The following is a 25,726-nucleotide window of genomic DNA, read 5'->3' as shown; positions in this document are numbered from 1 at the left end:
TTTGCGGGTGCGATGCTAACGCACTCGGCCATTTGCACAAGGATTTTTGTTGCTTGCCCAGGGGATGGAGACTATTGGCCGCATACAGCAAAACGCCCTTGAGCAGGAGCTCAAGGGCGTTGGCTTCAGGCGGGTTGCGGCGCCGCGTTCAGCGGCTGCAACGGCAGCAGGGGAGCATGGGGATCGGTATCCACCGACTGGCGCCAGGCGCTCAGCCATTCGCTGTGCCCCTCGCTCCAGACCTGCTCGTGCAGGCGTCCCAGGGCCACCGGATCGCTCAACAGCGCCAGGCGCTCGCTGTTGTTCAAGGCCGCCGGACCGGCTTTCAGGGCATGGCGCACCCGCTCCTGACGCAGCCATTCGATCGGCTCGGCCTGGGTGTGACGGGACGTCGCCAGGGCACAGGCCAGGGCGTTCTGCTGCGGATCGACCACGGCCCGGATAAAGCCGTCGTTGAGCGCGTGCCAGCGGTTCTCGTGGGTGTACTGGTCGGTGGCCAGCAGCGCCTGGGGCGGAGCGTATTCCTCGGGGATCAGGAACAGGCTCTCGTCACGGGACTTCAGGCCCAGGCCGACCCGGCTGGAAATCACCGACACCGGGATCGACAGCATCAGCGAACCGACGATCGGCACCAGCCACCAAAGGAAGCTCGGGTTCAGCCAGATCACCAGCAGTGCCCAGCAGAAGCCCAGCAGGGTCTGCGGACCATGGCGGCGCACCGCTTCGCTCCATGGCGTGGAGTCGTCGTCACGCTGCGGCGAGTTCCAGGTCGCGGCCCAGCCAAGGAACGCGGCCAGAACGAAACGGGTGTGGAAAATCATCCGCACCGGCGCCAGCAGCATGGAGAACAGCATCTCCAGGAGCATCGACAGGGTCACCTTGAACTTGCCGCCGAACTCTTTCGCGCCCTTGGCCCAGATCAGGATGATGCTCAGGAGCTTCGGCAGGAACAGCAGCACGATGGTGGTGGAGAACAGCGCGATGGCCTTGTCCGGGTGCCACTGCGGCCACAGCGGATACAGCTGCCGTGGTTCGAGGAAGTACTGCGGCTCCATCAGGGTGTTGACCGCCAGCAGGGCCGTGGACAGCACCAGGAAGAAGAACCACAGCGGCGCCGACAGGTAGGACATCACCCCGGTGAGGAACACCGCGCGGTGCACCGGGTGCATGCCCTTGACCAGGAACAGGCGGAAGTTCATCAGGTTGCCGTGGCACCAGCGACGGTCACGCTTGAGCTCGTCCAGCAGGTTCGGCGGCAGCTCTTCGTAGCTGCCCGGCAGGTCATAGGCAATCCACACGCCCCAACCGGCACGGCGCATCAGCGCGGCTTCGACGAAGTCGTGGGACAGGATCGCACCGGCGAAGGCGCCTTTGCCGGGCAACGGCGCCAGGGCGCAGTGCTCGATGAACGGCTGCATGCGGATGATCGCGTTATGGCCCCAGTAGTGGGATTCACCCAACTGCCAGAAGTGCAGGCCGGCGGTGAACAGCGGGCCGTAGACCCGGGTGGCGAACTGCTGCATGCGCGCATACAGCGTGTCCATGCCCGAGGCCCGTGGCGCGGTCTGGATGATCCCCGCGTCCGGCGTGGCTTCCATCAGGCGTACCAGGCTGGTCAGGCATTCGCCGCTCATCACGCTGTCGGCGTCGAGCACCACCATGTATTTGTAGTCGCCGCCCCAGCGACGGCAGAAGTCGTCGAGGTTGCCGCTCTTGCGTTTCACCCGGCGCCGGCGCCGGCGATAGAAGATCTTGCCGAAGCCCTTGGCTTCGCGGCAGACATCCAGCCAGGCCTGCTGCTCGGCGACGCAGATATCGCTGTCGTTACTGTCGCTCAAGACGAAGAAGTCGAAGCGGTCCAGGTCGCCGGTGGCTGCCACCGACTCGAAGGTCGCCCGCAGGCCGGCAAACACCCGCGGCACGTCTTCGTTGCAGATCGGCATGACCAGGGCGGTGCGCGCATCCTTGGGGATCGGCTCGTTGCCGGCGCTGGCCCCGGAAATGCGGTACTTGTCGTGACCGGTCAAGAGTTCCAGGAAGCCCATCAGGGCGGTCCAGAAACCGGCCGACACCCAGCAGAAGAGAATCCCGAACAGAATCAGGATGCTGGTCTGCAAGGCATAGGGCAGCACTTGCTGGGCGGTCTGCATCAGCGGCTGATGCATGACCTCTTCCAGGTCGACGAACGACCAGCCCTGGTACGGCATGATGCCTTTCATGTACCAGCCGGCGACGATGGTCTGGCCAAGCATCAACAGCAGCAGGATGTAGCGACGGATCGAACCCACGGTGCGCCAGCGGGCAGCCGGCAGCACGCGTTCGTCCTTCTTCGGCGCTGGCGGGTTGCTGCGCCCGGTCAGGCGCCGCCAGCCACGCACCAGGATATTGGTGCGCCACGGCTCCGGTACCACCTTGGTACGGCGGATGGGCGGCGTGGCCTTGAGGCAGACCCGGCCTTCGGCGTCGACACCGAGCATTTCCGCTTCTTCAAGTTCGGCGGCGGTGCTCATGTTCAGGCGCTGGCCCACCGAGGCCTGGGCGGCATCGGTGGGGGCGTCGAAGGTGCTGGACGACAGGCGTTGGTGCAATTCGCTGAAGGACTGGCAGCCCGCGAGTTCCGCGCGCTGCTGGTCCGACATCGGCAGGTGCGCCAGGTACTCGGCAAGAGACTCTGGCTGTAGTTGAGAGTTACTCATCGGCAGGCAACTGATAGCTCCAGGTCTCGGTCAGGACTTGTTCAGTTTTAACCGGTTCCGGTGTGGCAGGGGCCGCTTCGGCAGCAGCAGGCTGCTTGGCGTCTTTGTGGTCCTTGTCCTTGGTGCTCTTGGCATCCTTGACCGGCTTGGCTTCAGCCTGTTTGGCGGCCGCTGCGGCGGCTTCCTTGTCCTTCTTCTCCTGCTGCTTGGCGGCGAGCTTGTCGGCCTTGGCCACAGAAGAGTTGGAGTTCGGCATCGACGCCTTGGCCGGCTCGGGCTGCGCAATGTCACGGACCAGGGCGGCGCGCATCTCGGTGGACTTGCTCGCGTCCTTGATCTTCATCCGCAGGGTCAGGCGCCAGCCCTTGGTTTCCGGGTTGTAGCGCACGCTGTTTTCCACCAGTTCGGCGTTGTCACCGACACTGACCTGGCTGCGAACTTCGGCGTTCTCCGGCAATGCCGCCAGGGACGGGCCCTGGAAGTCCACCAGGTAAGCCACGCTGCCATCGGGTTGACGGATCAGGTTGGACTGCTTGACGTCACCGGTGGAACGCAGGGTCTGTTGCACCCAGGCGCTGTCCGGGGAATGCAGGGCAGCTTCGTCGATGGTCCAGTGCAGGCGGTAGGCGTAGTCAAGCGGCTGGCCTGGCTCCGGCTGTTTTTCCGGGTTCCAGAAGGCCACGATGTTGTCGTTGGTTTCGTCCGCGGTCGGGATCTCTACCAGGTCGACGGTGCCCTTGCCCCAGTCGCCCTTCGGCTCGATCCAGGCGCTCGGACGCTTGTCGTAGCGGTCGTCGAGGTCTTCATAATGGCTGAAGTCGCGGCCACGCTGCAGCAGGCCGAAACCACGCGGGTTTTCCACCGAGAAGTTGCTCACGGCCAGGTGTTTCGGGTTGTTCAGCGGACGCCAGATCCACTCGCCATTGCCGGCATGGATCGACAGGCCGCTGGAGTCATGCAGCTCGCGACGGTAGTTGAGGACTTTCGACGGCTGGTTGGCGCCGAACAGGTACATGCTGGTCAGCGGGGCCAGGCCCAGCTTGCCGACCTTGTCCCGCAGGAACACCCGGGCCTTGACGTCGACGATAGTGTCGGCGCCCGGACGCAGGGTCAGGCGATAGGCACCGGTGGCCCGTGGCGAGTCCAGCAGGGCGTAGATCACCAGGTGCTTGTCGGTCGGCTTGGGCTGCTGGATCCAGAACTCGCTGAAACGCGGGAACTCTTCGCCGGACGGCAAGGCGGTGTCGATTGCCAGGCCCCGGGCGGACAGGCCATAGGTGTGGCCCTTGCCAACGACGCGGAAGTAGCTGGCGCCGAGCATGGTCATGATTTCGTCTTGCTTGTCAGCCTTGTTGATCGGGTACAGCACGCGGAAACCGGCATAGCCGAGCTTCTCGGTGGCCTTGGGATCGAACTTCACGTCGCCGAAATCGAAACGGTTCGGGTCGTACTTGATCTCGGATACGGTGTTGGCGCTGATCTCGTTGATCTTCACCGGCGTGTCGAAGTGCATGCCCTGGTGATAGAACGACAGCTTGAACGGGGTCTTCTGATCGGCCCATTCGGCTTTTTCGCTGAGGAAGCGGATTTTCTGGTAGTCCGCGAACTTCATCTCACGGAACTCGTTCGGCAGGTTACTGCGCGGGGCCTCGTACTTCTGCCCGGCCAGGTCCTTGGCCTTGGCCGACACATCATCCAGATTGAATGCCATGAGTTGACCGGCACCGAACAGGCAGACCAGCGCAGAGCCCGTCACCAGTGCGTTTCGTAACCGTTTGGCAAACAAGTTTGGTGCATTACAGGGACTAACAATCACGAGCAACCCTCGCCGAAAACAGATCAAAAAACCAACGGCCAGCTATCTATATGCCAGGTTGGCGAGCATTGTTCCGACTCCGATGGGGCTAAATGATTCCCCAAGCGGCCGTGGACAAGTCTCTACTTAAGTCAAAATGGACCAACGAACGCTGATCCCCGTAGCGCGCGATTATCTAGTAGCCCGCGTTACAACGCATCAGGGGTAACAAAGTATTTATCGCGAAAAACAGCTGTTTGCGCCGCAATTCGGTGGAAAAAGCTGTTTCAGGCGTTTTCAGGTCTGTAACAGGAAGGTTACCGGGCCGTCATTGACCAGATGCACCTGCATGTCCGCGCCGAAACGCCCTGATGCCACTTTGCCATGCAACTGTTGCGCCTTCACTACCAGATAGTCAAAAAGCGCCTCGCCAAGGGCCGGCGGCGCAGCCGTGGAGAAGCTCGGGCGCAACCCGCTCTTGGTGTCCGCTGCCAGGGTGAACTGCGACACCAGCAGCAAGCCGCCCTGCACATCGCTCAGGGACAAGTTCATCTTGCCTTCAGCATCGCTGAACACCCGATAGTTAAGCAGCTTATGCAGAAGTTTGTCGGCGCTGGCCCGAGTGTCCTCGGGCTCCACCGCCACCAGCACCAGCAACCCCTGGTCCACAGCACCGACGATTTCCCCGGCCACCTCGACCCGCGCGCCGGTTACGCGTTGCAACAGCCCCTTCATGCTTCTTCGGGCGGCAGATCGAGGAGGCGACGTGCCATCTGATCAGTGGCACGCACCAGAGCATCGGTGATGCCCGGTTCGGAAGCGGCGTGACCGGCGTCGCGAATCACCTGCAGCTCGCTGTTGGGCCAGGCCTGATGCAGCTCCCAGGCATTGTCCAGCGGGCAGATCACGTCGTAGCGACCATGGACGATGACCCCGGGCAGATGGGCGATCTTGCCCATGTCGCGGATCAGCTGGTCGGGTTCGAGGAACGCATTGTTGATGAAGTAATGGCATTCGATCCGGGCGATCGACAGCGCTCGCTGCGGCTCGGAGAAACGGTCCACCACCAACGGATTGGGACGCAGGGTCGCGGTGCGCCCTTCCCAGCCCGACCAGGCCTTGGCCGCATGCATCTGGGCGATCTGGTCGGTGCCGGTCAGGCGTTTGTGGAAGGCGCTGACCAGATCGTGACGCTCCTCCAGGGGAATCGGCGCCACATAGTCCTGCCAGTAGTCGGGGAACAGGCGGCTGGCGCCACACTGGTAGTACCACTGGATTTCCTGGGGACGGGCCAGGAAGATCCCGCGCACGATCAGCCCCAGCACCCGATCGGGATGGGTTTGCGCGTAGGCCAGGGCCAGGGTCGAACCCCAGGAGCCGCCAAACAGCACCCATTTGTCGATGCCCAGGTGCTGGCGAATCCGCTCAAGGTCGGCCACCAGGTCCCAGGTGGTGTTGTTTTCCAGGCTGGCGTGAGGGGTGGAGCGCCCGCAACCGCGCTGGTCGAAGGTGACGATACGGTACAGGTTCGGATCGAAGTAGCAGCGGCTGGACGCATCGCAGCCGGCCCCCGGCCCGCCATGAATGAACACCACCGGCAACCCTTCCGGTGAACCGCTTTCGTCGACATACAGCACATGGCGCTCGTCGACGGCCAGATCGTGCCGGGCATAGGGTTTGATCTGCGGGTACAAAGTCTGCATTACGCGCTCCGTGGAGGTCGGGTTCATCCCTGGTGGGACTTCATTTATTCTGCCGTTCGGCATCATAAACCCGAATCACGCAATCAGCATGTCCTTGAAGAAAACAGGGTTGTTCAGGGGATAGCGACGCGTAGCGCAGAGCGTTTCGCCAGCAAGCGCGCTCCGGCAGGAAGGCGGCATCGGCGCCAGGAGCGCGCTTGCTGGCGACACCCCTGTCAGCGGTAACGCTCCTGGCCCCAGGTCAGCAGCCCCTGCAGCAATGCCTTGAGTACCACCTGGGTCGGCGCCGCCAGATCCTCGCGATAGCGGAACGGCTCGAACTCCTCCATGTAGGCACTCTGCGCCAGCTCCAGTTGCACTGCATGAATATGCGCGGCCGGGTTGCCGTAATGCCGGGTGATGTGCCCGCCCTTGAAGCGGCCGTTGAGCACGTGGGTGTAATCGCCGTGGGCCGCGCAAATGCTCTCCAGACGACCGGCCAGTTGCGGATCGCAGCTGGCGCCATTGAAGGTGCCGAGATTGAAGTCCGGCAGCTTGCCCTCGAAGAGGTGCGGAATCAGCGAGCGGATGGAATGGGCATCGAACAGCAAGGCGTAGCCGAACTCGGCCTTGAGCCGCGCCAGCTCCTCCTGCAGGGTGCGGTGATAGGGCACCCAGACCTGCTGCAGGTACTGCTGCCGTTCCTCACTGGACGGCGCCTGCCCCTCGACGAACAACGGCTGGCCATCGAACAGCGTCGCCGGATACAGCCCGGTGGTAGCGCCCGCGTACAGCGGCTTGTCATCGGAGGGCCGGTTCAAGTCGATGACGAAACGCGAGTACTCGGCGGCCAGGGTGCTGGCCCCCATCTCCTCGGCAAATTCATACAGCCGCGGGATGTGCCAGTCGGTATCCGGCAGGCTCTGCGCCTGGGGCACCAACCCGGCCGCCACTTCCGGGGTCAGGCGCGTACCGGCGTGGGGCATGCTGATCAGCAGCGGCACCCGGCCTTGTTTGAAAGTCAGAACCTTATCCACAAGCCTTCTCCTAGACAGTCACTTCAATGCCGTGTCGCACGACACGTTTTTCCAGGTCGCCGCCCAGCCAGTAGGCCAGGTCGGCGGGACGCTCGATCTGCCAGGCGACGAAGTCCGCCACCTTGCCCGCTTCCAGCGAGCCATGGGTCGTGTCCATGCCCAGGGCCTGGGCCGCGTGCAAGGTCACCCCGGCCAGCGCCTCCTCGGGGGTCATGCGCAAGCAGGTGCAGGCCATGTTCAGCATCAAGCGCAGCGACAGCGCCGGCGAGGTGCCGGGATTGAGGTCGCTGGCCACGGCGATCTTCACCCCATGCTTGCGCAGGGCGGCCAACGGTGGCAGTTGGGTTTCCCGGAGGAAATAGAACGCCCCCGGCAACAGCACCGCGACGGTTCCCGAGGCCGCCATGGCAATGGCATCGTCCTCGGTCATGAACTCCAGGTGATCGGCGGACAGCGCCCGGTAGCGCGCCGCCAGGCTCGATCCGTGCAGGGACGACAGCTGCTCGGCATGCAACTTGACCGGCAGTCCGAGCTTCTGCGCAGCGATGAATACCCGTTCCACCTGCTCAGGGGAGAACGCCAGGTATTCACAGAAGGCATCCACCGCATCCACCAGCCCTTCAGCCGCCAGGGCCGGGAGCATTTCCGCGCAGATGTGCTCGATGTAGTCGTCGCTGCGCTCGGCGTATTCCGGCGGCAGGGCATGGGCCGCCAGGCAGGTGCTGCGCACACTGACCGGCAACTCCTCGCCAAGACGGCGGATCACCCGCAGCATCTTGCGCTCGCTGGCCAGGTCCAGGCCGTAGCCGGACTTGATCTCGACGCTGGTGACGCCATCGCGCAGCAGGCTCAGCAGCCGCTTGCGGGCGCTGCTGAACAACGCCTCTTCGGTGGCCTCGCGGGTCGCCCGCACGGTGCTGGCAATACCGCCACCGGCGGCGGCGATCTCCGCGTAGCTGACGCCCTGCAGGCGCTGTTCGAACTCGCCGCTGCGGTTGCCGCCAAACACGATGTGGGTGTGGCAATCGATCAACCCCGGGGTGACCCAGGCGCCGCCCAGGTCCTGGACCTGGTAGTCATCGGCGACCGGCGCCTGCTGGCGCCGGCCGATCCACTCGATGTGCGCCCCTGACGTCACGATGGCCGCGTCCTCGATGATCGAGTAAGTGCCCTGGGCCATGCTGGCGACGTTGCAGTGTTGCCAAAGAGTTCTCATCCAAGGCCTCCGTTAATGATCAGTAGGTAAAGAAGAATCGACGCGAATCTGCTGAGCCTGCCCCGCCGCCGGCTTGACCCACAACAGATAGGCCACCACCAGCAGAACGATCCACACCACGCCCACCATCAGCGCCGCTTGGGTTTTCGGGAAATAGCCCAGCACGCCAAAGATGAACAGCATGAAGGCGATCGCCGCCGCCGGCGCCCAAGGCCAGAACGGCACCTTGAACTGCAACCGGGCCACTTGCTCGGCGGTCATGGAGCGCCGCATTGCCACATGGGTCAGCAGAATCATCAGCCACACCCAGACCGTGGCGAAAGTGGCCAGGGAAGCGATCAGCAGGAAGATGTCTTCCGGGATCAGGTAGTTCAGCACCACGCCGCCCAACAGGGTCACCGCCATCACCACCACGGTCATCCACGGCACGCCGGCCTTGGACACCTGGGCAAAGCCCTTGGGCGCCTGCCCTTGTTGGGCCAGGCCGTACATCATGCGCCCGGCACCGAAGATGTCGCTGTTGATGGCCGACACCGCCGCCGAAATCACCACGATATTGAGGATGGTGGCCGCCGAGCTGATACCCAGGCTGTCGAAGATCTGCACGAACGGGCTGCCCTGAGTGCCAATCTGTGGCCAGGGGAAAATCGACATCAGCACGAACAGGGTCAGTACGTAGAACAGCAGGATGCGCAGAGGCACCGCGTTGATCGCCTTGGGAATGACCCGCTGTGGGTCCTTGGCCTCACCGGCGGTGACACCGATGATCTCGATGCCGCCAAAGGCGAACATCACCACCGCAAAGGAGGCGATCACTCCGCCAATGCCGTTGGGCATGAAGCCGCCATGGGCCCAGAGGTTGCTGGCGCCGGTGGCCTGCTCGGTGAGCGCGCTGCCCATGCCGAACAGCATGATGCCGAAGCCGCCGAGGATCATGGCGATGATCGCCCCGACCTTGAGCAGCGACAGCCAGAACTCCATCTCGCCGAAGACCTTGACGCTGCACAGGTTCAACCCGCCGATGAGCAGGACGATGCCCAGCACCCAGATCCAGCGCGCCACCTCGGGAAACCAGAAGCCCATATAGATGCCGAAGGCCGTGACGTCCGCCAGGCAGACGATGAGCATCTCGAAGGCGTAGGTCCAGCCCAGGATGAAGCCCGGCAAGGGCCCCAGGTACTGACTGGCGTACTGCCCGAAGGAGCCCGACACCGGGTTGTGTACCGCCATCTCCCCCAGGGCGCGCATCACCATGAACACGGCAGCGCCACCGATCAGGTAGGCCAGCAGCACCGCCGGGCCGGCCATCTGGATGGCGGAGGCCGAGCCGTAGAACAATCCGGTGCCAATGGCCGACCCCAGGGCCATGAAGCGAATATGGCGAGCCGTCAGCCCCCGACGTAATCCTGTTTCTTGCGATTGCATGTCATCGTCCCTTTTATTGTTATCGGACAAGTGCGCCCCACGCCGGAGCGCGGGGCGACATCAGCGGGCGCTCCGCGCCCGTCTTGCAGGTGAAGCGAACCCACTCGGGCCACCGCTCTCGGCCGAGCGCGGAGTGATCGGGTGACCCGGCGTGCATTACAGACTCGGCAACAACTGGGCTGGCAACAGCCCATTCAGGCAGCGCGAAGCCAACAATTCGCTGGCCGCGTTGATATCCGGTGCAAAGAAACGGTCCTTCTCGTAGTACGCCACCTTCTCGCGCAGGGTGGCGCGGGCTTTTTCCAGGGTCGGCGAGGTTTTCAGGCCTTCGCGCAGGTCCAGGCCCTGACAGGCCGCCAGCCATTCCACGGCCAGCACACCGCGGGTGTTCTCGGCCATTTCCCACAAGCGCTTGCCGGCGGCCGGCGCCATGGAAACGTGGTCTTCCTGGTTGGCGGAAGTGGGAATGCTGTCCACCGAGTGCGGGTGGGCCAGGGCCTTGTTCTCACTGGCCAGGGCCGCAGCGGTGACCTGGGCAATCATGAAGCCGGAGTTGACCCCGCCATTGGCCACCAGGAACGGCGGCAGCTGGGACATGTGCTTGTCCATCATCAGCGAGATACGGCGCTCGCTCAGGGACGCGATCTCGGCGATGGCCAGGGCCATGTTGTCGGCCGCCATGGCCACGGGTTCGGCGTGGAAGTTGCCACCGGAAATCACATCGCCTTCGGCAGCGAACACCAGTGGGTTATCGGACACCGCGTTGGCTTCGACCACCAGCACCTCGGCAGCCTGGCGGAACTGAGTCAGGCAGGCGCCCATCACTTGCGGCTGGCAACGCAGGGAGTACGGGTCCTGGACCTTGTCGCAGTTCTGGTGCGAGGCGGACACCTCGGTGCTGTCCCCCAGCAAGGCGCGATAAGCCGCAGCGGTATCGATCTGCCCGCGCTGACCGCGAGCGGCGTGAATCCGTGGGTCGAACGGCGAGCGCGAACCCAGCACCGCTTCCACCGTGAGGCCACCGCACACCAGGGCACCGGCGAACAGGTCTTCGCCTTCGAACAGCCCGCGCAAGGCGAACGCGGTGGACACCTGGGTGCCGTTGAGCAGCGCCAGGCCTTCCTTGGCGGCCAGGGTCAGCGGCTTGAGACCGGCGACTTCCAGGGCCGCGGTCGCTTCCAGCCACTGGCCCTTGTAGCGCGCCTTGCCCTCACCCAGCAGCACCAGGGACATGTGGGCCAAAGGCGCCAGGTCGCCGGAAGCGCCCACCGAACCCTTGAGCGGGATATGCGGATAGACCTCGGCGTTGATCAGGGCGATCAGGGCATCGATCACCTGACGGCGGATGCCGGAGAAACCGCGGCTCAGGCTGTTGACCTTGAGCACCATGATCAGGCGCACCAGGTCATCGCTGATGGGCTCGCCCACGCCAGCGGCATGGGACAGCACCAGGGAGCGCTGCAGGTTTTCCAGGTCGGCGCTGGCGATGCGGGTCGAAGCCAGCAGGCCAAAACCGGTGTTGATCCCGTAGGCAGTGCGGTTCTCGGCGAGGATCTGTTCGACACAAGCGACGCTGGCGTCGATCTGCGCCGAGGCGCTGTCGTCCAGGGTCAGGGTCAGCGGCTGCTGATAGATGGCCCGCAGTTGGGCCAGGGTCAGTTGGCCGGGAATCAGGTTAAGCGCAGTCACATTCATGCTCCTTTTGAGAGTTTTGTAATAACTACCAGTCGCTCCGGAAGCTTCCGTTATCCGTCGTCATTCGCGGTTTTGCACGAGTGACGCCTTGGCACGCTGGTGATGGAAAAAACGGTTTATTGCACCTTGGAAAAACGTTTGTGCAGCAGCTCCGGATCCCTGAGCAGAGCCGCTGCGCTGGCAATGTCCGGCGCCAGCCAACGGTCCTGGTCATAAGCCGGGACCCGCTCGCGCAACAGGCACCAGGCGATACCGGTGCCGGTGCCGAAGCGCTGCGCCTTGAGAAATTCGAAAGCCTGGGCCGCCAGCAGGTACTCGATGGCGAGGATCTGGGTGCAGTTCTCCAGTACCTGATGCAGCTTCAGGACGGCATTGGTGCCCAGGCTCAGGTGGTCTTCCTGCAGGCCCGAGGTCACGTAGTTGTCCAGCACCGCCGGCTGTGCCAGTTGACGGTTCTGGGCACACAGCGAGGCCGCTACGTATTGCACGATCATCATTCCGGAGTTGACCCCGGGCTCGCTCACCAGGAACGCCGGCAAGCCGCTGACATGAGGGTTGATCAAGCGGTCCAGGCGACGTTCGGCAATGGCGCCGATCTCGGCCATGGCGATGGCCAGCAGGTCCGCCGCCAGCGCCACCGATTGCCCGTGGGGGTTGGCCTGGGACACCACGCGGTACTGCTGCGGGGTGCCCAGCAGCAACGGGTTGTCGGTAGCTGCATTGAGCTCGGTTTCCACCTGCCTGGCGGCATGGGCCAGTTGATCCCGGGCTGCGCCGTGCACCTGGGGAATGGAGCGGATGCTCAAGGCGTCCTGGGTACGGATGCCGCGGCTGGCGGCGATGACTTCACTGCCGTCGAGCAAGGCCCGCAAGTTGCTGCCCACCACCTGCATGCCGGGGTGCGCCTTGAGGGCAATGATCTGGGCATCGAAGGCGTCGATCTGGCCCCGCTGGGCCTCGAAACTCATGGCACCGATCACATCGGCCCACTGCAGCAGGCGGCTGGCGTCGGCCAGGGCCAGGCAACTCAGGCCGGTCATGCACGGCGTGCCGTTGACCAGGCACAGGCCATCCTTGGCCCCCAGTTGCACCGGCTGCAGCCCCTCTTCGGCCAGGGCCTGTTCGGCGCTGACAACACGACCGCGATAGCTGACCTGACCGACGCCCAGCAAGGCGATGCCAATGTGGGCCATGTGGGTCAGGTAACCCACCGAGCCCTGGGACGGTACTTGGGGGGTGATGCCGCGATTGAGCAGGGCCAGCAGCGCCTCGACCACCTGGCGGTGGATGCCGGATTTGCCGTGGCTGTAGTTGATGATGGCGGCGCAGAGGATCGCCCGGGTCTGCTCATCGGCCAAGGCCGGGCCCACGCCGCAGGCATGGCTGAGCAAGGTGTTGCGCGACAGCTGGCTGAGTTGCTCACCGGCCAGCACCACGTTGCACAAGGCGCCAAGCCCCGTGCTGATGCCATAGGCGCGTTCGCCACTGTTCACCACCTGGCGGACGATGGCCTGGGCATTGTCGATACGCGCCCAGGCCTGGGCCGACAGTTCAAGCTGCGCGCCATGACGGGCGACGGCGACTACATCCTGCCAACCCAGGGGGGCGTCGGCGATAACGATTTTTTCAGCCTGGGACATCGGGGACCTCTTCTTGCAAACCTTGGGTTGTCTGCCGCTTTGCCGGACCTTTGGCCGGCCAGCCGGCTCCTAGACGGTGGCGGCGCGACGCTGGACGAAACGGTCGACGTACTCGTCCGCCGGCGAATGCAGGATCTCCTTCGGCGTACCCACCTGGATCAGGCGGCCGTCCTTGAGGATCGCGATGCGGTTGCCGATGCGCACGGCCTCGTCCAGATCGTGGGTGATGAAGACGATGGTCTTGTGCAGGGTCTTCTGCAGCTCCAGCAACTGGTCCTGCATCTCGGCGCGGATCAGCGGGTCCAGGGCGCTGAAGGCTTCATCCATGAGGATGATGTCGGTGTCTGCGGCCAGGGCCCGGGCCAGGCCGACCCGCTGGCGCATGCCGCCGGACAGCTGGTGCGGGTACTTCTTCTCATAGCCCTTGAGGCCCACGGTGTTGATCCAGTGCAGGGCCCGTTCGGCGCACAGTGCCTTGCTCTCGCCACGCACCTTGAGGCCATAGGCGACGTTGTCCTGCACATTGCGGTGGGGCAGCAGGCCGAAGCTCTGGAACACCATGCTGATCTTGTGCCGGCGGAATTGGCGCAGGGCCTCCATGTCGTATTGCAGGATGTCTTCGCCGTCCACCAGGATCGCGCCGCTGGTGGGGTCGATCAGACGGTTGAAGTGGCGCACCAGGGTCGACTTGCCGGAACCGGACAGGCCCATGATGACGAAGATCTCACCGGTACCGATGCTCAGCGACAGGTCATTGACCCCCACCACGCAGCCGGTCTGGGCCAGCACCTGATCCTTGCTCTGGCCCTGGCGGATCATCGCCAAGGCATCAGAGGGGCGGTTGCCGAATATCTTGAAGACGTTCCTGACTTCGATCTTGCTCACGGCAGCACTGCTCATTTGCTCACCTCATGACGTGGACGACCGTAGGCCTGGGTAATGCGGTCGATCACCACCGCCAGAATCACGATCGCCAATCCCGCTTCCAGGCCACGCCCGACGTTGAGGGTCTGGATGCCCACCAGCACATCCTCGCCCAGGCCGCGGGCGCCAATCATCGAGGCGATCACCACCATCGACAGGGCCATCATGGTGGTCTGGTTGATCCCGGCCATGATGCTCGGCAGGGCCAGGGGCAGTTGCACACCGAACAGCTGCTGCCAGCGGTTGGCGCCAAAGGCGTTGATCGCCTCCATCACCTCGCCGTCCACCTGGCGGATCCCCAGATCGGTGAGACGGATCAGCGGCGGCGCAGCGTAGATCACCGTGGCGAAGATCGCCGGCACCTTGCCCAGGCCGAACAGCATCAGCACCGGGATCAGGTACACGAAGCTGGGCATGGTTTGCATGATGTCCAGCAGCGGCATCAGCACCGAGCGCAAGCGGTTGCTGCGGGCCGAAAGAATCCCCAGGGGAATGCCGATCAACACCGAGATCAGCGTGGCCACCAGCATCAGGGCCAGGGTCTGCATCAGCTTGTCCCACAGGCCGACGGCGCCCACCAGGAACAGCAGGCCGACGATCACCGCCGTGGTCAGCAGCTTGCGGGTCGCATGCCAGGCGATGCCGCCGACAATCGCCAGCATCAGCCACCAGGGCGCCAGGCGCAGCAGGCCCTCCAGGTTGACGATGGCCCACAGCAGGGTGTCGGAGATATGCCGGAACACATCGCCGTAGTTGGTCACCAGGGCGTCGACCCAGCCATTGACCCAGTCGGCGATGGAAAAAGTGAAGCGGTCTGGAAACATAAGAAATTCTCGATCAAAGGAGGTTGTGGTCCGGCTTCCGGCGGTGCTTGCGAACCGCCGGAATGGCTCGACCTACAAGGCCGCGTCGATTTTCCTGGCCGCGTCTTCGCTGACCCATGGGTGCCAGACTTCAGGATGTTCCTTGAGAAAGAGTTTCGCCAGTTTCGGCGACTCGATGCGTTCGCGGGTCATCCGCGCCAGATTCTGATTGAGCAGGTCGATGGGCAGGTTGGCCTTTTCCAGCACCGCCACCAGTTCCGGGGCCTCGTCGTGGAAGGTCCTGGACAGGCCGACCTTGATGCTCACGCTCTTGTCGACGCCGGGTTTCTCCTCCAGCTTGACCAGGTCCACCTGACCCATCAGCGGCGTCGGCGACCAGTAGTAGAAGAGGATCGGCTCGCCACGCTTGTAGCTCGACAGCACCGCCGCATCCAGGGCCGGGCCGGTGCCCGGACGGAAGTTGGTGTAGCGGCTTTCCAGGCCGTAGCTCTTGAGCATCTCGCTGTTGTCCAGCTCGCAGGTCCAGCCCGCCGGGCAGTTGTAGAAGCGGCCCTTGCCCGGTTCTTCCGGGTCCTTGAACAGGCTGGCGTACTGGCCCAGGTCGGCGATGTTTTTCAGGTTTGGCGCCTTGGCTTCGAGCTTGCGCTTGGCGTCGCCCTCGATCACATAGCGCGGCACGTACCAGCCTTCGACGGCTCCCACCACCGGCGCGCCGACGCCCACCACCTTGCCGGCCTTCTCGGCCTTGTTCCACACCTCGCTGCGGCCCACCCACTCTTCGGCGAAGACCTGGATGTCATTGCTGCCCAGGGCGTTTTCCATGGTGATGGAGTTGCCCGGCAGGCTGTCGGTCTTGCAGTCGTAGCCCTTCTCCAGGACGAACTGCAGGACGTCGGTCAGCAACATGCCGCTTTCCCAGTTCAGGCCGGCGAACTTCACCGGTTTGCCCGACTCGCACCAGCCGGCCGCCTGGGCGCCGGAGGCGGCCAGCAAGCCCATGGACAGCAACGTGGTCAGCAGGGTCTTATGCATTTTCATTGTGTGACGCTCCTAATCATAAGTTGGCTTACGGCAGTTAAGAGGCATCCAGCCCTGTCCACGTCCCGTCAAGACTCACACCGCAGCAGCGCGGCCGGTCCCACTCAGTTCTTGTTCGATCGGCGCACCCTGCTCTTGCGGCAGGATCAGGTGCTCGGGCACCGCGCCATGCCACTTCTTCGCGCACACGTAGTACAACGCCGCCGGCACCAGCAGGCCGATGATCCAGGAGATATCGGTATCGCCCAGACTCGCCACCAGGGGGCCGGTATAGAAGTGGGTGGAAATGAACGGCATCTGGATTAGCACGCCGAACACATAAATAGTGATGCCCATGACATTCCAGCGACCGTAGCGACCGTCCGGGTTGGACAGTGCCGGGATGTCATAGCGCTCCTTGGTGATGCAGTAGAAATCCACCAGGTTGATCGCGCTCCAGGGCGTGAAGAACGCCAGCAGGAACAGGATGAAAGACTTGAAGGCGCCGAGGAACGAGTGCTGGCCCAGCAGTGCGATCAGGGTCGCGGTGCCGACAATCAGCAACACCGCGATCAGCCGCTGCAAGCGCGTCACTTTCAGCTCGCCGCGAAAGCCGCTGATGATGGTGGCGATGCACATGAAGCTGCCGTAGGAGTTCAGCGTCGAGATGGTCACCTTGCCGAAAGCGATGCTGAAATAGAGCATCGCGGCAATGGCGCCGCTACCGCCCAGGCCGACGATGTAGGCCACTTCACGACCGGCGAACTGGCCCTGGGACAGGGCCGCGGCGAACACGCCGAGCACCATCGCCACCTGGGCACCGATCACCGAGCCTGCGCCAGCGGCGAAGAACGTCTTCAACGGCGACGTCTTGCTCGGCAGGTAGCGCGAATAGTCGGCCACGTAGGGTCCGAACGCGATCTGCCAGGACGCGGCCAACGACACCGCCAGGAGGAAGCTGCTCCAGCTGAAGTGCCGAATCGCCAGCAAGGCGCTGACATCGGTCTGCTCCAGCAGCCGACTGAACAGATAGAAGAAGGCGACCACGCCGATCACGCTGGCGACCCGGCCGATGTAGTGGATCACCCGATAACCGAGCACGGTGACCAGCACAATGACGCTGGCGAAGATCAGGATGCCGAGACTGTCGCTGACACCGAACATCTGGCCCAGCGCCTGGCCGGACAGCACCGTACCGGTTGCGGTGAACCCCAGGTACATCAGGCACACCAGCACCATCGGGATGGCGGCGCCATAGACGCCGAACTGCACCCGGCTGGAAATCATCTGCGGCAGGCCGAGCCTCGGCCCTTGCGCCGCATGCAGCGCCATCACTGCGCCGCCCAGCAGTTGCCCGATCAACAGCCCGATCAACGACCAGAACACATCACCGCCCAGCACCACCGCCAGAGCGCCGGTGACGATCGCCGTGATCTGCAGGTTGGCACCCAGCCACAGGGTGAACTGGCTCAGTAGACGACCGTGTCTTTCCGCTTCCGGGATGTAGTCGATCGAACGCCTTTCAATCAACGGTTTGTTGTTGGCACGATCATTCGCTAAAGCCATGGACGTCAAACCTCTATGGGCACTACTGACGATATCCACTGTAGAAGCGAGCTTGCTCGCGAGGCGGTGCATCTGATGCCGCGCGGTGCTTGCTTCGCCAGCAAGCGGGCTCCTACAGGGAGAGTGGGTGAACCGACGCTCCGGTTACTTGCCGGTGATCATCGGCAGGTTCAGGCCCTGTTCCTTGGCGCAGTCGATGGCGATCTGGTAACCGGCGTCGGCATGACGCATGACCCCGGTGGCCGGATCGTTGTGCAGCACCCGGGCAATCCGCTCGGCCGCTTCATCGGTGCCGTCGCAGACGATGACCATCCCCGAATGCTGGGAGAAGCCCATGCCGACACCGCCACCGTGGTGCAGGGAAACCCAGGTCGCACCGCTGGCGGTGTTCAACAGGGCGTTGAGCAGCGGCCAGTCGGACACGGCGTCGGAGCCGTCCTGCATGGATTCGGTTTCACGGTTCGGGCTGGCCACGGAGCCGGAGTCGAGGTGGTCGCGACCGATGACGATCGGCGCCGACAGCTCGCCGCTGCGCACCATCTCGTTGAACGCCAGGCCGAGCTTGGCGCGCTGGCCCAGGCCGACCCAGCAGATCCGCGCCGGCAGGCCCTGGAAGCTGATGCGCTCGCGGGCCATGTCCAGCCAGTTGTGCAGGTGGGCGTCGTCGGGGATCAGTTCCTTGACCTTGGCGTCGGTCTTATAGATGTCCTGCGGGTCGCCGGACAGCGCCGCCCAGCGGAATGGACCAACGCCACGGCAGAACAGCGGACGGATGTAGGCCGGCACGAACCCCGGGAAGTCGAAGGCATTCTCGACGCCCTCTTCCTGGGCCATCTGGCGGATGTTGTTGCCGTAGTCGAAGGTCGGGACGCCCATCTTCTGGAAGGCGAGCATGGCTTTGACGTGTTCGGCCATCGACTGCTTGGCGGCCTTGATCACGGCAGCCGGCTCGGTCTTGGCGCGGTCGCGGTACTGCTCCCAGGTCCAGCCCTTGGGCAGGTAGCCGTTGAGCGGGTCGTGGGCGCTGGTCTGGTCGGTGACCATGTCCGGACGCACGCCGCGACGCACCAGTTCCGGCAGGATTTCGGCAGCGTTGCCACACAGGGCGATGGAGATCGCGCGGCCTTCGGCGGTGTATTTCTTGATCCGCGCCAGGGCGTCGTCCAGGTCGGTGGCCTGCTCGTCGACGTAGCGGGTCTTGAGGCGGAAGTCGATGCTGGTCTGCTGGCACTCGATGTTCAGCGAGCAGGCCCCGGCCAGGGTCGCGGCCAGCGGTTGCGCGCCGCCCATGCCACCCAGGCCGGCGGTCAGGACCCAGCGGCCCTTGAGGTTGGAGTCGTAATGCTGGCGACCGGCTTCGACGAAGGTTTCATAAGTGCCCTGGACGATGCCCTGGCTACCGATGTAGATCCAGCTGCCGGCGGTCATCTGGCCGTACATGGCCAGGCCCTTGGCGTCCAGCTCGTTGAAGTGCTCCCAACTGGCCCAGTGCGGTACCAGGTTGGAGTTGGCGATCAGCACCCGTGGCGCGTTGCTGTGGGTCTTGAACACACCCACCGGCTTGCCGGACTGCACCAGCAGGGTTTCGTCGTCATTCAGCTGGGTCAGGGCGTCCACGATCTTGTCGTAGCACTCCCAGTTGCGCGCGGCGCGACCAATGCCACCGTAGACCACCAGTTCCTTGGGGTTCTCGGCGACTTCCGGATCGAGGTTGTTCATCAGCATGCGCAGCGGCGCTTCGGTCAGCCAGCTCTTGGCGGTCAGCTTGTTGCCACGTGCGGCACGGATTTCGACGTTGCGGAATTTGGTGGGTTTGCTGTCAGTCACGGAAAAACTCCTCGGCGATGAGTCCAAGGTGCGAAGAGGATTCCATCGACTCTTACGCACACATATTTACTTGTACATACAAGCATATGCAATCAAGCGGCCAACTTGCATGAGACATCCCTGAAAAGCCCGTGGATGAAACCGCGGGCCTTGTGGAACAAGGCTTTCAAACAAGCGAGATTTTTCGAGAAGAGGATTTTGCTCAGCCGACAGGCTGTTACCAAACAGCGGTTTTGCGCTGTCCTGGGGCGTTCGGTAACAAATGGGTGCGCCGGAGACACCGCCCCGACCGGAAAAGATGCGCCGCACACACCAGTGCCGCGGACCAGCATCCGCGGGTCATCGAAGGGAAGCTATAAGGAGGGGAAACCTGCAGCCGTCGCGGTCCGTATCCCGGACTGCGACAGCCCATGGACATCAGCGGACGGTGAGCTCGATGACGCAGCAGCGTCCGTCGGTGGCGATCTCCAGTACTCCGGCATTGCCATCCAGACGCAGGCAATCGTAACGACCCAGCGCCTGCAACGGGCTGCTGCCCGTGTCCACCCAGGCTTGCTCGGCGGCACTGAACACCAGCACGGTGTGGGCCTGGGTAAAGAAGCGCTGCTGACCATCGAGCCACTGCAAACGAGCGGCATAACGCTCAGGGCAGTAAATCAGGTTGAAGTCGCGGATCGCCCCGTCCAGCAGTGCGCAGCTCACCTGGCTGGCGCCACTGAAGGCGAAGGGGTCCAGCGGCAGCAACGGGCGCACGGCCTGACCATCCACCGTCAGTTGCATGCCCGCGCCTTGCAGCACGGTGATGATCCGCTGATAACCGGCAAAGCTGGAGAAGCCGCCGGACTCGCCAATGTCGGCAATCGACAGGCGCCAGCCAAAGCCTTCCAGGCCGGTGCCGGCGTCACGGGTGATTTCTTCGGTGCTGCCGCCGCCGTTTTTCCAGGGCATGCGCGGGTAGTCGGTGGCGCGTAACAGGGTGGGTCGGATCATTTGTGAAAGCGTCCTTCCAGACGATGACGGGAGCCAGGGTGGATCAAGCGGGCAGCGGTCACCGGCTGACGTCCGGACCAGGTGCGACGGCGAATCAGCAGGCACGGCTCGCCGCGCTCGATCTGCAGCAGCCGGCACTCCTCGGGCTCGGCGAGGATCGCCTCGACCACATGCTCGCCCTCGGTCAGCGGCGCCACCTGGGACAGGTAGGCGTAAGGGGTTTGCAGGGTGAAGTCCTGCTTGAGGTACTCCGGCGCCACCAGGGCGTTGACGAAGCGATCCTCGATCTGCACCGGGATGTCGTTCTCGAAATGCACGATCAGCGAGTGGAAGACCTTCTGCCCTTCACGCATGTCCAGGGCCAGGGCACGCTCGGAACCGGCGGCCTCTTCACCCAGGGTGATGACCTGGCAGGTGTGGCGATGACCGCGGGAAGCGATCTCGTCGGCAATGTTGTGCACTTCGAACAGGGCCGACTGGCTCTTGGGCTCGGCGACGAAAGTGCCCACGCCCTGCATGCGCACCAGCATGCCTTCGGCGGTCATCTCACGCAGCGCGCGGTTGATGGTCATGCGGCTGAAACCCAGCTGGTTGACCAGCTCGCTTTCCGAGGGAACCCGGTAATGCGGTGGCCAGTTTCCGCTCTCGATCTGCTGGGTGATCATCTGTTTGACGCGGGCATACAAGGGCGCCGGACTATCGCCCAGATGGGCAGCCAGCGGCGATTTGGCAGGCGGAGTCGGCACAGGAAATCCTTGTTGAGGAAAAAAGGTGACTAGCTTGCCGGAGTTTACCGGGCAGGCAAACGTCTGTATATGTATATACAAATAACACACGATGGGGTGCTTGAACCATGTCCGCCTTCTTCGCCGAACGCGCGCTGCTGCCTGATGGATGGGCCAACCATGTACGTCTTGAAGTCAGCCCCGATGGCCTGTTGACACAGATCCAGGCCAACGCCAGCGCCGAAGGTGCACAACGGCTCAAGGGCCCGCTGCTGCCCGGCATGCCCAACCTGCACTCCCACGCGTTCCAGCGGGCCATGGCCGGGCTGGCGGAAGTGGCCGGCAACCCCAACGACAGCTTCTGGACCTGGCGCGACCTGATGTACCGCCTGGTGGGCAAGATCAGCCCCGAACAGCTGGAGATCATCGCCCGCCAGCTGTACATCGAAATGCTCAAGGCCGGCTACACCTCGGTGGCCGAATTTCATTACGTGCACCACGACAGCGATGGCCGGCCCTACGCCGACCCTGCCGAGCTGTCCCGACGCATCAGCCAGGCGGCCGCCGCCAGCGGCATCGGCCTGACCCTGCTACCCGTGCTCTACAGCCACTCGGGCTTTGGTGGCCAGGCGCCGAATGACGGCCAGCGCCGCTTCATCAACAGCACGGAAAACTACCTCCAGCTGCAACAGCGCCTGCAACCCGTGCTGGCGCAACAGGCCAACCAGCAACTGGGCCTGTGCTTTCACTCGTTGCGCGCAGTCACGCCCCAGCAGATCAGCGAAGTGCTGGCCGCCAGCGACCGCCAGTGTCCGGTGCATATCCATATCGCCGAGCAACAGAAGGAAGTTGACGACTGCCTGGCCTGGAGCGGACGCCGTCCCCTGCAATGGCTGTACGAAAACGTCGCGGTGGACCAGCGCTGGTGCCTGGTCCACGCCACTCACGCCAACCCGGAAGAAGTCAGCCTCATGGCCAAGAGCCGGGCCATTGCCGGCCTGTGCCTGACCACCGAAGCCAACCTGGGGGACGGCATCTTCCCGGCCGTGGATTTCCTCGCCCAGGGCGGGCGCCTGGGCATCGGCTCCGACAGCCATGTTTCGCTGAGCGTGGTGGAAGAGCTGCGCTGGCTGGAATACGGCCAGCGCCTGCGGGATCAGCGGCGCAACCGCCTGTACCGCGCCGACCAGCCCATGGTGGGGCGGACCTTGTACGACGCCGCGCTGGACGGCGGCGCCCAGGCCCTGGGGCAAGACATGGGTGCCCTGGCCGTGGGCAAGCGTGCCGACTGGCTGGTGCTGGATGGCAACGACCCCTACCTGGCCACGGCCGAGGGCGATGGCATTCTCAACCGCTGGCTGTTTGCCGGTGGCGACCGTCAGGTGCGGGATGTGATGGTGGGTGGCCAGTGGGTTGTGCGTGACGGGCACCATGGCGCCGAAGAAGACAGCAGCCGGGCCTTCACCCAGGTCCTGCGCGACCTGCTCAACTGACCCATAGGCACAGGAGCCGGCTTGCCGGCGAAAGCGTCCATGAAAGCGCCTTCGCCGGCAAGCCGGCTCCTACAGGTCTACTTCGAGGTCTTGGCCATGGCCGAGTCCGACACCCGCCAGATCAATCGCGTGGTGTCATAACCCTGCTGACGCGCCCTGCTCAGCAACTCTTCGCGCACCGTCTCGTTGACCTCGGGCGTGCGCGACAGCAACCACAGGTAGCGCCGGTTGGGGTTGCCGACAATCGCGGTCTTGTAGTCATCGCTGACATACAGCACCCAGTAGTCGCCCTTGGTCGCTCCCGGCAGCAGCCGCGAGAACCAGTTATCGAACTCGACCCACAGCTTGTCGGTCTTGCCCGGCACCTGAGGCGTGGCGGTACCCCGGGCCTCTTCCCACTTCCACTCCGGGGTCAGGCAGCGATTGAGCACCGCCACGTTGCCCTCCGGCAACAGGGTGTAACGCGCCTCGGATTGCGCGCAGTTACGCTGGAAATACATCGGCAACCGCGCCAGCTCGTACCAGGTCCCCTGGTAACGCTTGAGATCGACATGGTTGACAGTCTTGGGCGCCAGCGAATCGTCCCGGGACGTGGCGCAGCCGGCCAAGAGCAGGCCGACCAGAAGAGTGAAAACAAAACGCATCATTATTTTTCTCCCGTGGGCCCGAGGCCCCGGTTCTTACTTCAGGCCTTGCCCGGAAAACATCAGCACCTTGTCACCGGCATACTGCACGCTGATAAAGCTGTTCTTGTCGCCCCAGGTGCAACTGGACATACCCAGCGCGCCCGAACAGTCGGTCGGCTTACCCAGGAGTTGTTCGACCTCGGCCTTGGGCATGCCCGCCGAGAGTTTGGAATAGTTTTCCTGATTGACCTTGCTGCACGCGGCCAGCAGCACGCAGAAGGACAACAGAGCGAGAGAACGCAGGGACATGGTGAACTCCTGGACGAAGGGGGGAAGGCCTGTCAGCCAACCAGAAGCTTAGAAGAGAAAACCCCCTTCTGGTTCCCCGCGCGACCGGGTATTTGTTGCCCGGCGAGCGAGGCATTTTCCCGGCAAATCAAGCACCTTTTCACCCGGCCCTGCAGTTCGTCGGTTTTCCCCGCCCGCTCCTCATCTTCCTTGATGGCCAGTCGACATAACTGCAGCGCAAAACCTTCCACTGTGGCAAATTGACGCCCCCTCGTTGACCAGCCCATCGCGGTAGTTCACTTAATGACCAGAAACATGAAGTTCAGCCACAAGATCCTGCTCGCCGCCGCCCTGGTGGTGGCCGTCGCGTTCGCCTGTTTTATTCTGTTCAACGACTACCGACAGCGCGAAGCCCTGCGCAATAGCACCGAGTCAACCATGCAGGAACTGGGCAGCCTGACCACCAGCAATATCCAGACCTGGCTGGAAAGCCGCATCCAGCTCCTGCAGTCTCTGGCCCAGCAGATTGCCGTGGACGGCAGCGGCGCCGAGAGCCTGAAACGCAGCGTCGGCCTGCCCGCCTACACCGGCAACTTCCAGCTCAGCTACTTCGGCGGCCAGGACGGCGTGATGTTTTCGGTGCCGGCCGGCAATCGCGCCGCCGACTACGACCCCCGCGCCCGCGGCTGGTACAAGGCGGCCACCGGCGCGCAACGGACCATCGTCACCGAACCCTACATCGCCGCTTCGTCCGGCAAGCTGGTGATCACCGTGGCCACCCCGGTGCAGCATCAGAACCAGATGATCGGCGTTGCCGGCGCCGACATCGATCTGTCGAGCATCAGCGCCATCATCAACTCGCTGAACTTCGGCGGTCATGGCCAGGCCTTCATCGTCAGCGCCGATGGCAAGATCCTGATCCACCCCGACAGCAAGCTGGTGCTCAAGAGTCTCGCCGAGGCCTACCCCGCGGGCGCCCCGAGCATCAGCCCCGGGCTGAAAGAAGTGCAGCTCAATGGCAAGACCCAGTTGATCTCCTTCACCCATGTCAACGGCGTGCCTTCGGCCGACTGGTACGTGGCCCTGGTCCTGGACAAGGACACCGCCTTCGCCGTGCTCAGTGAATTTCGCACCTCGGCGATCATCGCCATGCTGATTGCGGTGGTGATCATCATCAGTCTGCTGGGCATGTTGATCCGCATGCTGATGCAGCCGCTGCACGTGATGGGCCGGGCCATGCACGACATCGCCGAAGGCGAAGGCGACCTGACCAAGCGCCTGGTGATCCATGGCCATGACGAATTCGGCACCCTGGGGCTGTCGTTCAACCGTTTCGTCGAACGCATCCACAGCTCGATCCGCGAAGTGTCCTCGGCCACCGGCCAGGTCAACGAAGTGGCCCTGCGCGTAGTCGCCGCCTCCAACTCGTCGATGTTCAACTCCGACCAACAGGCTTCGCGCACCAGCAGCGTGGCCGCGGCCATCAACCAGTTGGGCGCCGCCGCCCAGGAAATCGCCCAGAACGCCGCCCTCGCCTCGCAGCACTCCAGCGAGGCCCGCAGCCTGGCGCAAGACGGCCAGCAAGTGGTGGATCAGACCATCGCCGCCATGCATCAGCTGTCGGCGAAGATCAGCAGCTCCTGCGACAACATCGAGACGCTCAACAGCAATACGGTGAACATCGGGCAGATCCTTGAGGTGATCACCAGCATCTCTCAGCAGACCAATCTGCTGGCCCTCAACGCCGCCATTGAAGCGGCCCGCGCCGGTGAGGCCGGGCGCGGCTTCGCGGTGGTGGCGGACGAGGTGCGCAACCTGGCGCACCGTACCCAGGATTCGGCGCAGCAAGTGCAGAAAATGATCGAGGAGCTGCAAGTGGGCGCCCGCGAAGCGGTGGGCACCATGACCGAAAGCCAGCGCGAGAGCGAAAGCAGCGTCGGCATCGCCAACCAGGCCGGCGAACGCCTGGGCAGCGTGACCCAACGCATCGGCGAGATCGATGGCATGAACCAGTCGGTGGCCACCGCCACCGAGGAACAGACTGCGGTGGTGGAGTCGATCAACGTCGACATCACCGAGATCAACACCCTGAATCAGGAAGGGGTGGAAAACCTGCAAGCCACCCTGCGTGCCTGCGCAGACCTGGAACAACAGGCCAAGCGCCTGCAGCATCTGGTGGGCAGCTTCCGTATCTGAGGAGCAGCTTCGCCGGCAGCCGGCTCCTACCACTCTTGCGTAGGAGCCGGCTTGCCGGCGAACG

20 protein-coding genes and 1 pseudogene are annotated in these 25,726 nt (G+C 63.8%); 3 read left to right on the top strand and 18 right to left on the bottom strand.

The window, feature by feature from the left end; genetic code table 11:
• Positions 1-125 precede the first annotated feature (125 nt).
• The 16 genes from mdoH to hutC all read right to left on the bottom strand — a co-directional run bounded on the left by mdoH (position 126) and on the right by hutC (position 21,080).
• Positions 126-2,696: a glucans biosynthesis glucosyltransferase MdoH gene (mdoH, locus tag POS17_RS02025; protein ID WP_060837134.1), complete on the bottom strand. Its 2,571-nt coding sequence runs from the start codon at positions 2,694-2,696 to the stop codon at positions 126-128.
• Positions 2,689-4,512 carry a glucan biosynthesis protein G gene (locus POS17_RS02020; RefSeq protein WP_060841865.1) on the bottom strand — a complete coding sequence of 608 codons (1,824 nt, stop codon included), beginning with the start codon at positions 4,510-4,512 and terminating at the stop codon, positions 2,689-2,691. The genes mdoH and POS17_RS02020 overlap by 8 nt, the downstream gene beginning before the upstream one ends.
• 276 nt (positions 4,513-4,788) lie before the next feature.
• On the bottom strand, positions 4,789-5,226 hold the full coding sequence (gene dtd, locus POS17_RS02015) for a D-aminoacyl-tRNA deacylase (RefSeq protein ID WP_060837133.1): 438 nt from the start codon (positions 5,224-5,226) through the stop codon (positions 4,789-4,791).
• On the bottom strand, positions 5,223-6,194 hold the full coding sequence (gene pip / locus POS17_RS02010) for a prolyl aminopeptidase (RefSeq protein WP_060837132.1): 972 nt from the start codon (positions 6,192-6,194) through the stop codon (positions 5,223-5,225). Before pip ends, dtd begins: the two co-directional genes overlap by 4 nt.
• 215 nt (positions 6,195-6,409) lie before the next feature.
• Entirely contained in the window at positions 6,410-7,210 is an 801-nt protein-coding gene (gene hutG / locus POS17_RS02005; RefSeq protein ID WP_060837131.1) for an N-formylglutamate deformylase, read from the bottom strand.
• A gap of 10 nt (positions 7,211-7,220) precedes the next feature.
• A complete protein-coding gene (gene hutI, locus POS17_RS02000; protein ID WP_060837130.1) occupies positions 7,221-8,426 on the bottom strand; it encodes an imidazolonepropionase in 1,206 nt (401 codons plus the stop codon).
• 12 nt (positions 8,427-8,438) lie between these two features.
• Positions 8,439-9,851 carry an amino acid permease gene (locus POS17_RS01995; protein ID WP_060837129.1) on the bottom strand — a complete coding sequence of 471 codons (1,413 nt, stop codon included), beginning with the start codon at positions 9,849-9,851 and terminating at the stop codon, positions 8,439-8,441.
• 156 nt (positions 9,852-10,007) lie between these two features.
• Complete coding sequence (gene hutH / locus POS17_RS01990) at positions 10,008-11,546, bottom strand: histidine ammonia-lyase (RefSeq protein WP_102862768.1); 1,539 nt, start codon at positions 11,544-11,546, stop codon at positions 10,008-10,010.
• Between the two features lie 116 nt (positions 11,547-11,662).
• Complete coding sequence (locus POS17_RS01985; RefSeq protein ID WP_060837128.1) at positions 11,663-13,186, bottom strand: HAL/PAL/TAL family ammonia-lyase; 1,524 nt, start codon at positions 13,184-13,186, stop codon at positions 11,663-11,665.
• A 69-nt stretch (positions 13,187-13,255) separates the two neighbouring features.
• Positions 13,256-14,086, bottom strand: coding sequence for a quaternary amine ABC transporter ATP-binding protein (locus POS17_RS01980; RefSeq protein WP_016968648.1), 831 nt, complete (start codon positions 14,084-14,086; stop codon positions 13,256-13,258).
• Positions 14,083-14,934 (bottom strand): ABC transporter permease, encoded by an 852-nt coding sequence (locus tag POS17_RS01975; RefSeq protein ID WP_016968647.1) that lies wholly within the window; start codon positions 14,932-14,934, stop codon positions 14,083-14,085. The genes POS17_RS01980 and POS17_RS01975 overlap by 4 nt, the downstream gene beginning before the upstream one ends.
• 72 nt (positions 14,935-15,006) lie before the next feature.
• On the bottom strand, positions 15,007-15,972 hold the full coding sequence (locus tag POS17_RS01970; protein WP_060837127.1) for an ABC transporter substrate-binding protein: 966 nt from the start codon (positions 15,970-15,972) through the stop codon (positions 15,007-15,009).
• Between the two features lie 75 nt (positions 15,973-16,047).
• Positions 16,048-17,517 (bottom strand): purine-cytosine permease family protein, encoded by a 1,470-nt coding sequence (locus POS17_RS01965; protein ID WP_060837126.1) that lies wholly within the window; start codon positions 17,515-17,517, stop codon positions 16,048-16,050.
• A gap of 144 nt (positions 17,518-17,661) precedes the next feature.
• Complete coding sequence (hutU, locus tag POS17_RS01960) at positions 17,662-19,344, bottom strand: urocanate hydratase (protein ID WP_047301154.1); 1,683 nt, start codon at positions 19,342-19,344, stop codon at positions 17,662-17,664.
• Between the two features lie 417 nt (positions 19,345-19,761).
• Entirely contained in the window at positions 19,762-20,334 is a 573-nt protein-coding gene (locus POS17_RS01955) for a HutD/Ves family protein (RefSeq protein WP_060837125.1), read from the bottom strand.
• Entirely contained in the window at positions 20,331-21,080 is a 750-nt protein-coding gene (hutC, locus tag POS17_RS01950; RefSeq protein ID WP_016968643.1) for a histidine utilization repressor, read from the bottom strand. The genes POS17_RS01955 and hutC overlap by 4 nt, the downstream gene beginning before the upstream one ends.
• Before the next feature lie 107 nt (positions 21,081-21,187).
• Between hutC and POS17_RS01945 the strand changes: the two genes are divergently transcribed.
• Positions 21,188-22,552, top strand: coding sequence for a formimidoylglutamate deiminase (locus POS17_RS01945; RefSeq protein ID WP_060837124.1), 1,365 nt, complete (start codon positions 21,188-21,190; stop codon positions 22,550-22,552).
• A gap of 77 nt (positions 22,553-22,629) precedes the next feature.
• On the opposite strand, the gene POS17_RS01940 is transcribed toward POS17_RS01945, so the two are convergent.
• Positions 22,630-23,199, bottom strand: a complete 570-nt coding sequence (locus POS17_RS01940; protein ID WP_060837123.1) for a lipocalin family protein — start codon at positions 23,197-23,199, stop codon at positions 22,630-22,632.
• A 33-nt stretch (positions 23,200-23,232) separates the two neighbouring features.
• Positions 23,233-23,487 carry a hypothetical protein gene (locus POS17_RS01935; protein ID WP_011058771.1) on the bottom strand — a complete coding sequence of 85 codons (255 nt, stop codon included), beginning with the start codon at positions 23,485-23,487 and terminating at the stop codon, positions 23,233-23,235.
• A 282-nt stretch (positions 23,488-23,769) separates the two neighbouring features.
• On the opposite strand from POS17_RS01935, the pseudogene POS17_RS32540 reads away from it, so the two are divergent.
• Both POS17_RS32540 and POS17_RS32535 read left to right on the top strand, forming a co-directional pair.
• Positions 23,770-24,804: pseudogene (locus tag POS17_RS32540) on the top strand (HAMP domain-containing protein); the annotation flags it as partial.
• Positions 24,805-24,897: 93 nt separating this feature from the next.
• Positions 24,898-25,662 (top strand): methyl-accepting chemotaxis protein, encoded by a 765-nt coding sequence (locus POS17_RS32535; protein ID WP_371826192.1) that lies wholly within the window; start codon positions 24,898-24,900, stop codon positions 25,660-25,662.
• Positions 25,663-25,726 lie beyond the last annotated feature (64 nt).

Source organism: Pseudomonas sp. Os17 (assembly GCF_001547895.1).
In the GTDB taxonomy this organism is placed as follows: Bacteria; Pseudomonadota; Gammaproteobacteria; order Pseudomonadales; family Pseudomonadaceae; genus Aquipseudomonas.
This window is presented reverse-complemented; position numbering and strand designations above follow the sequence as displayed.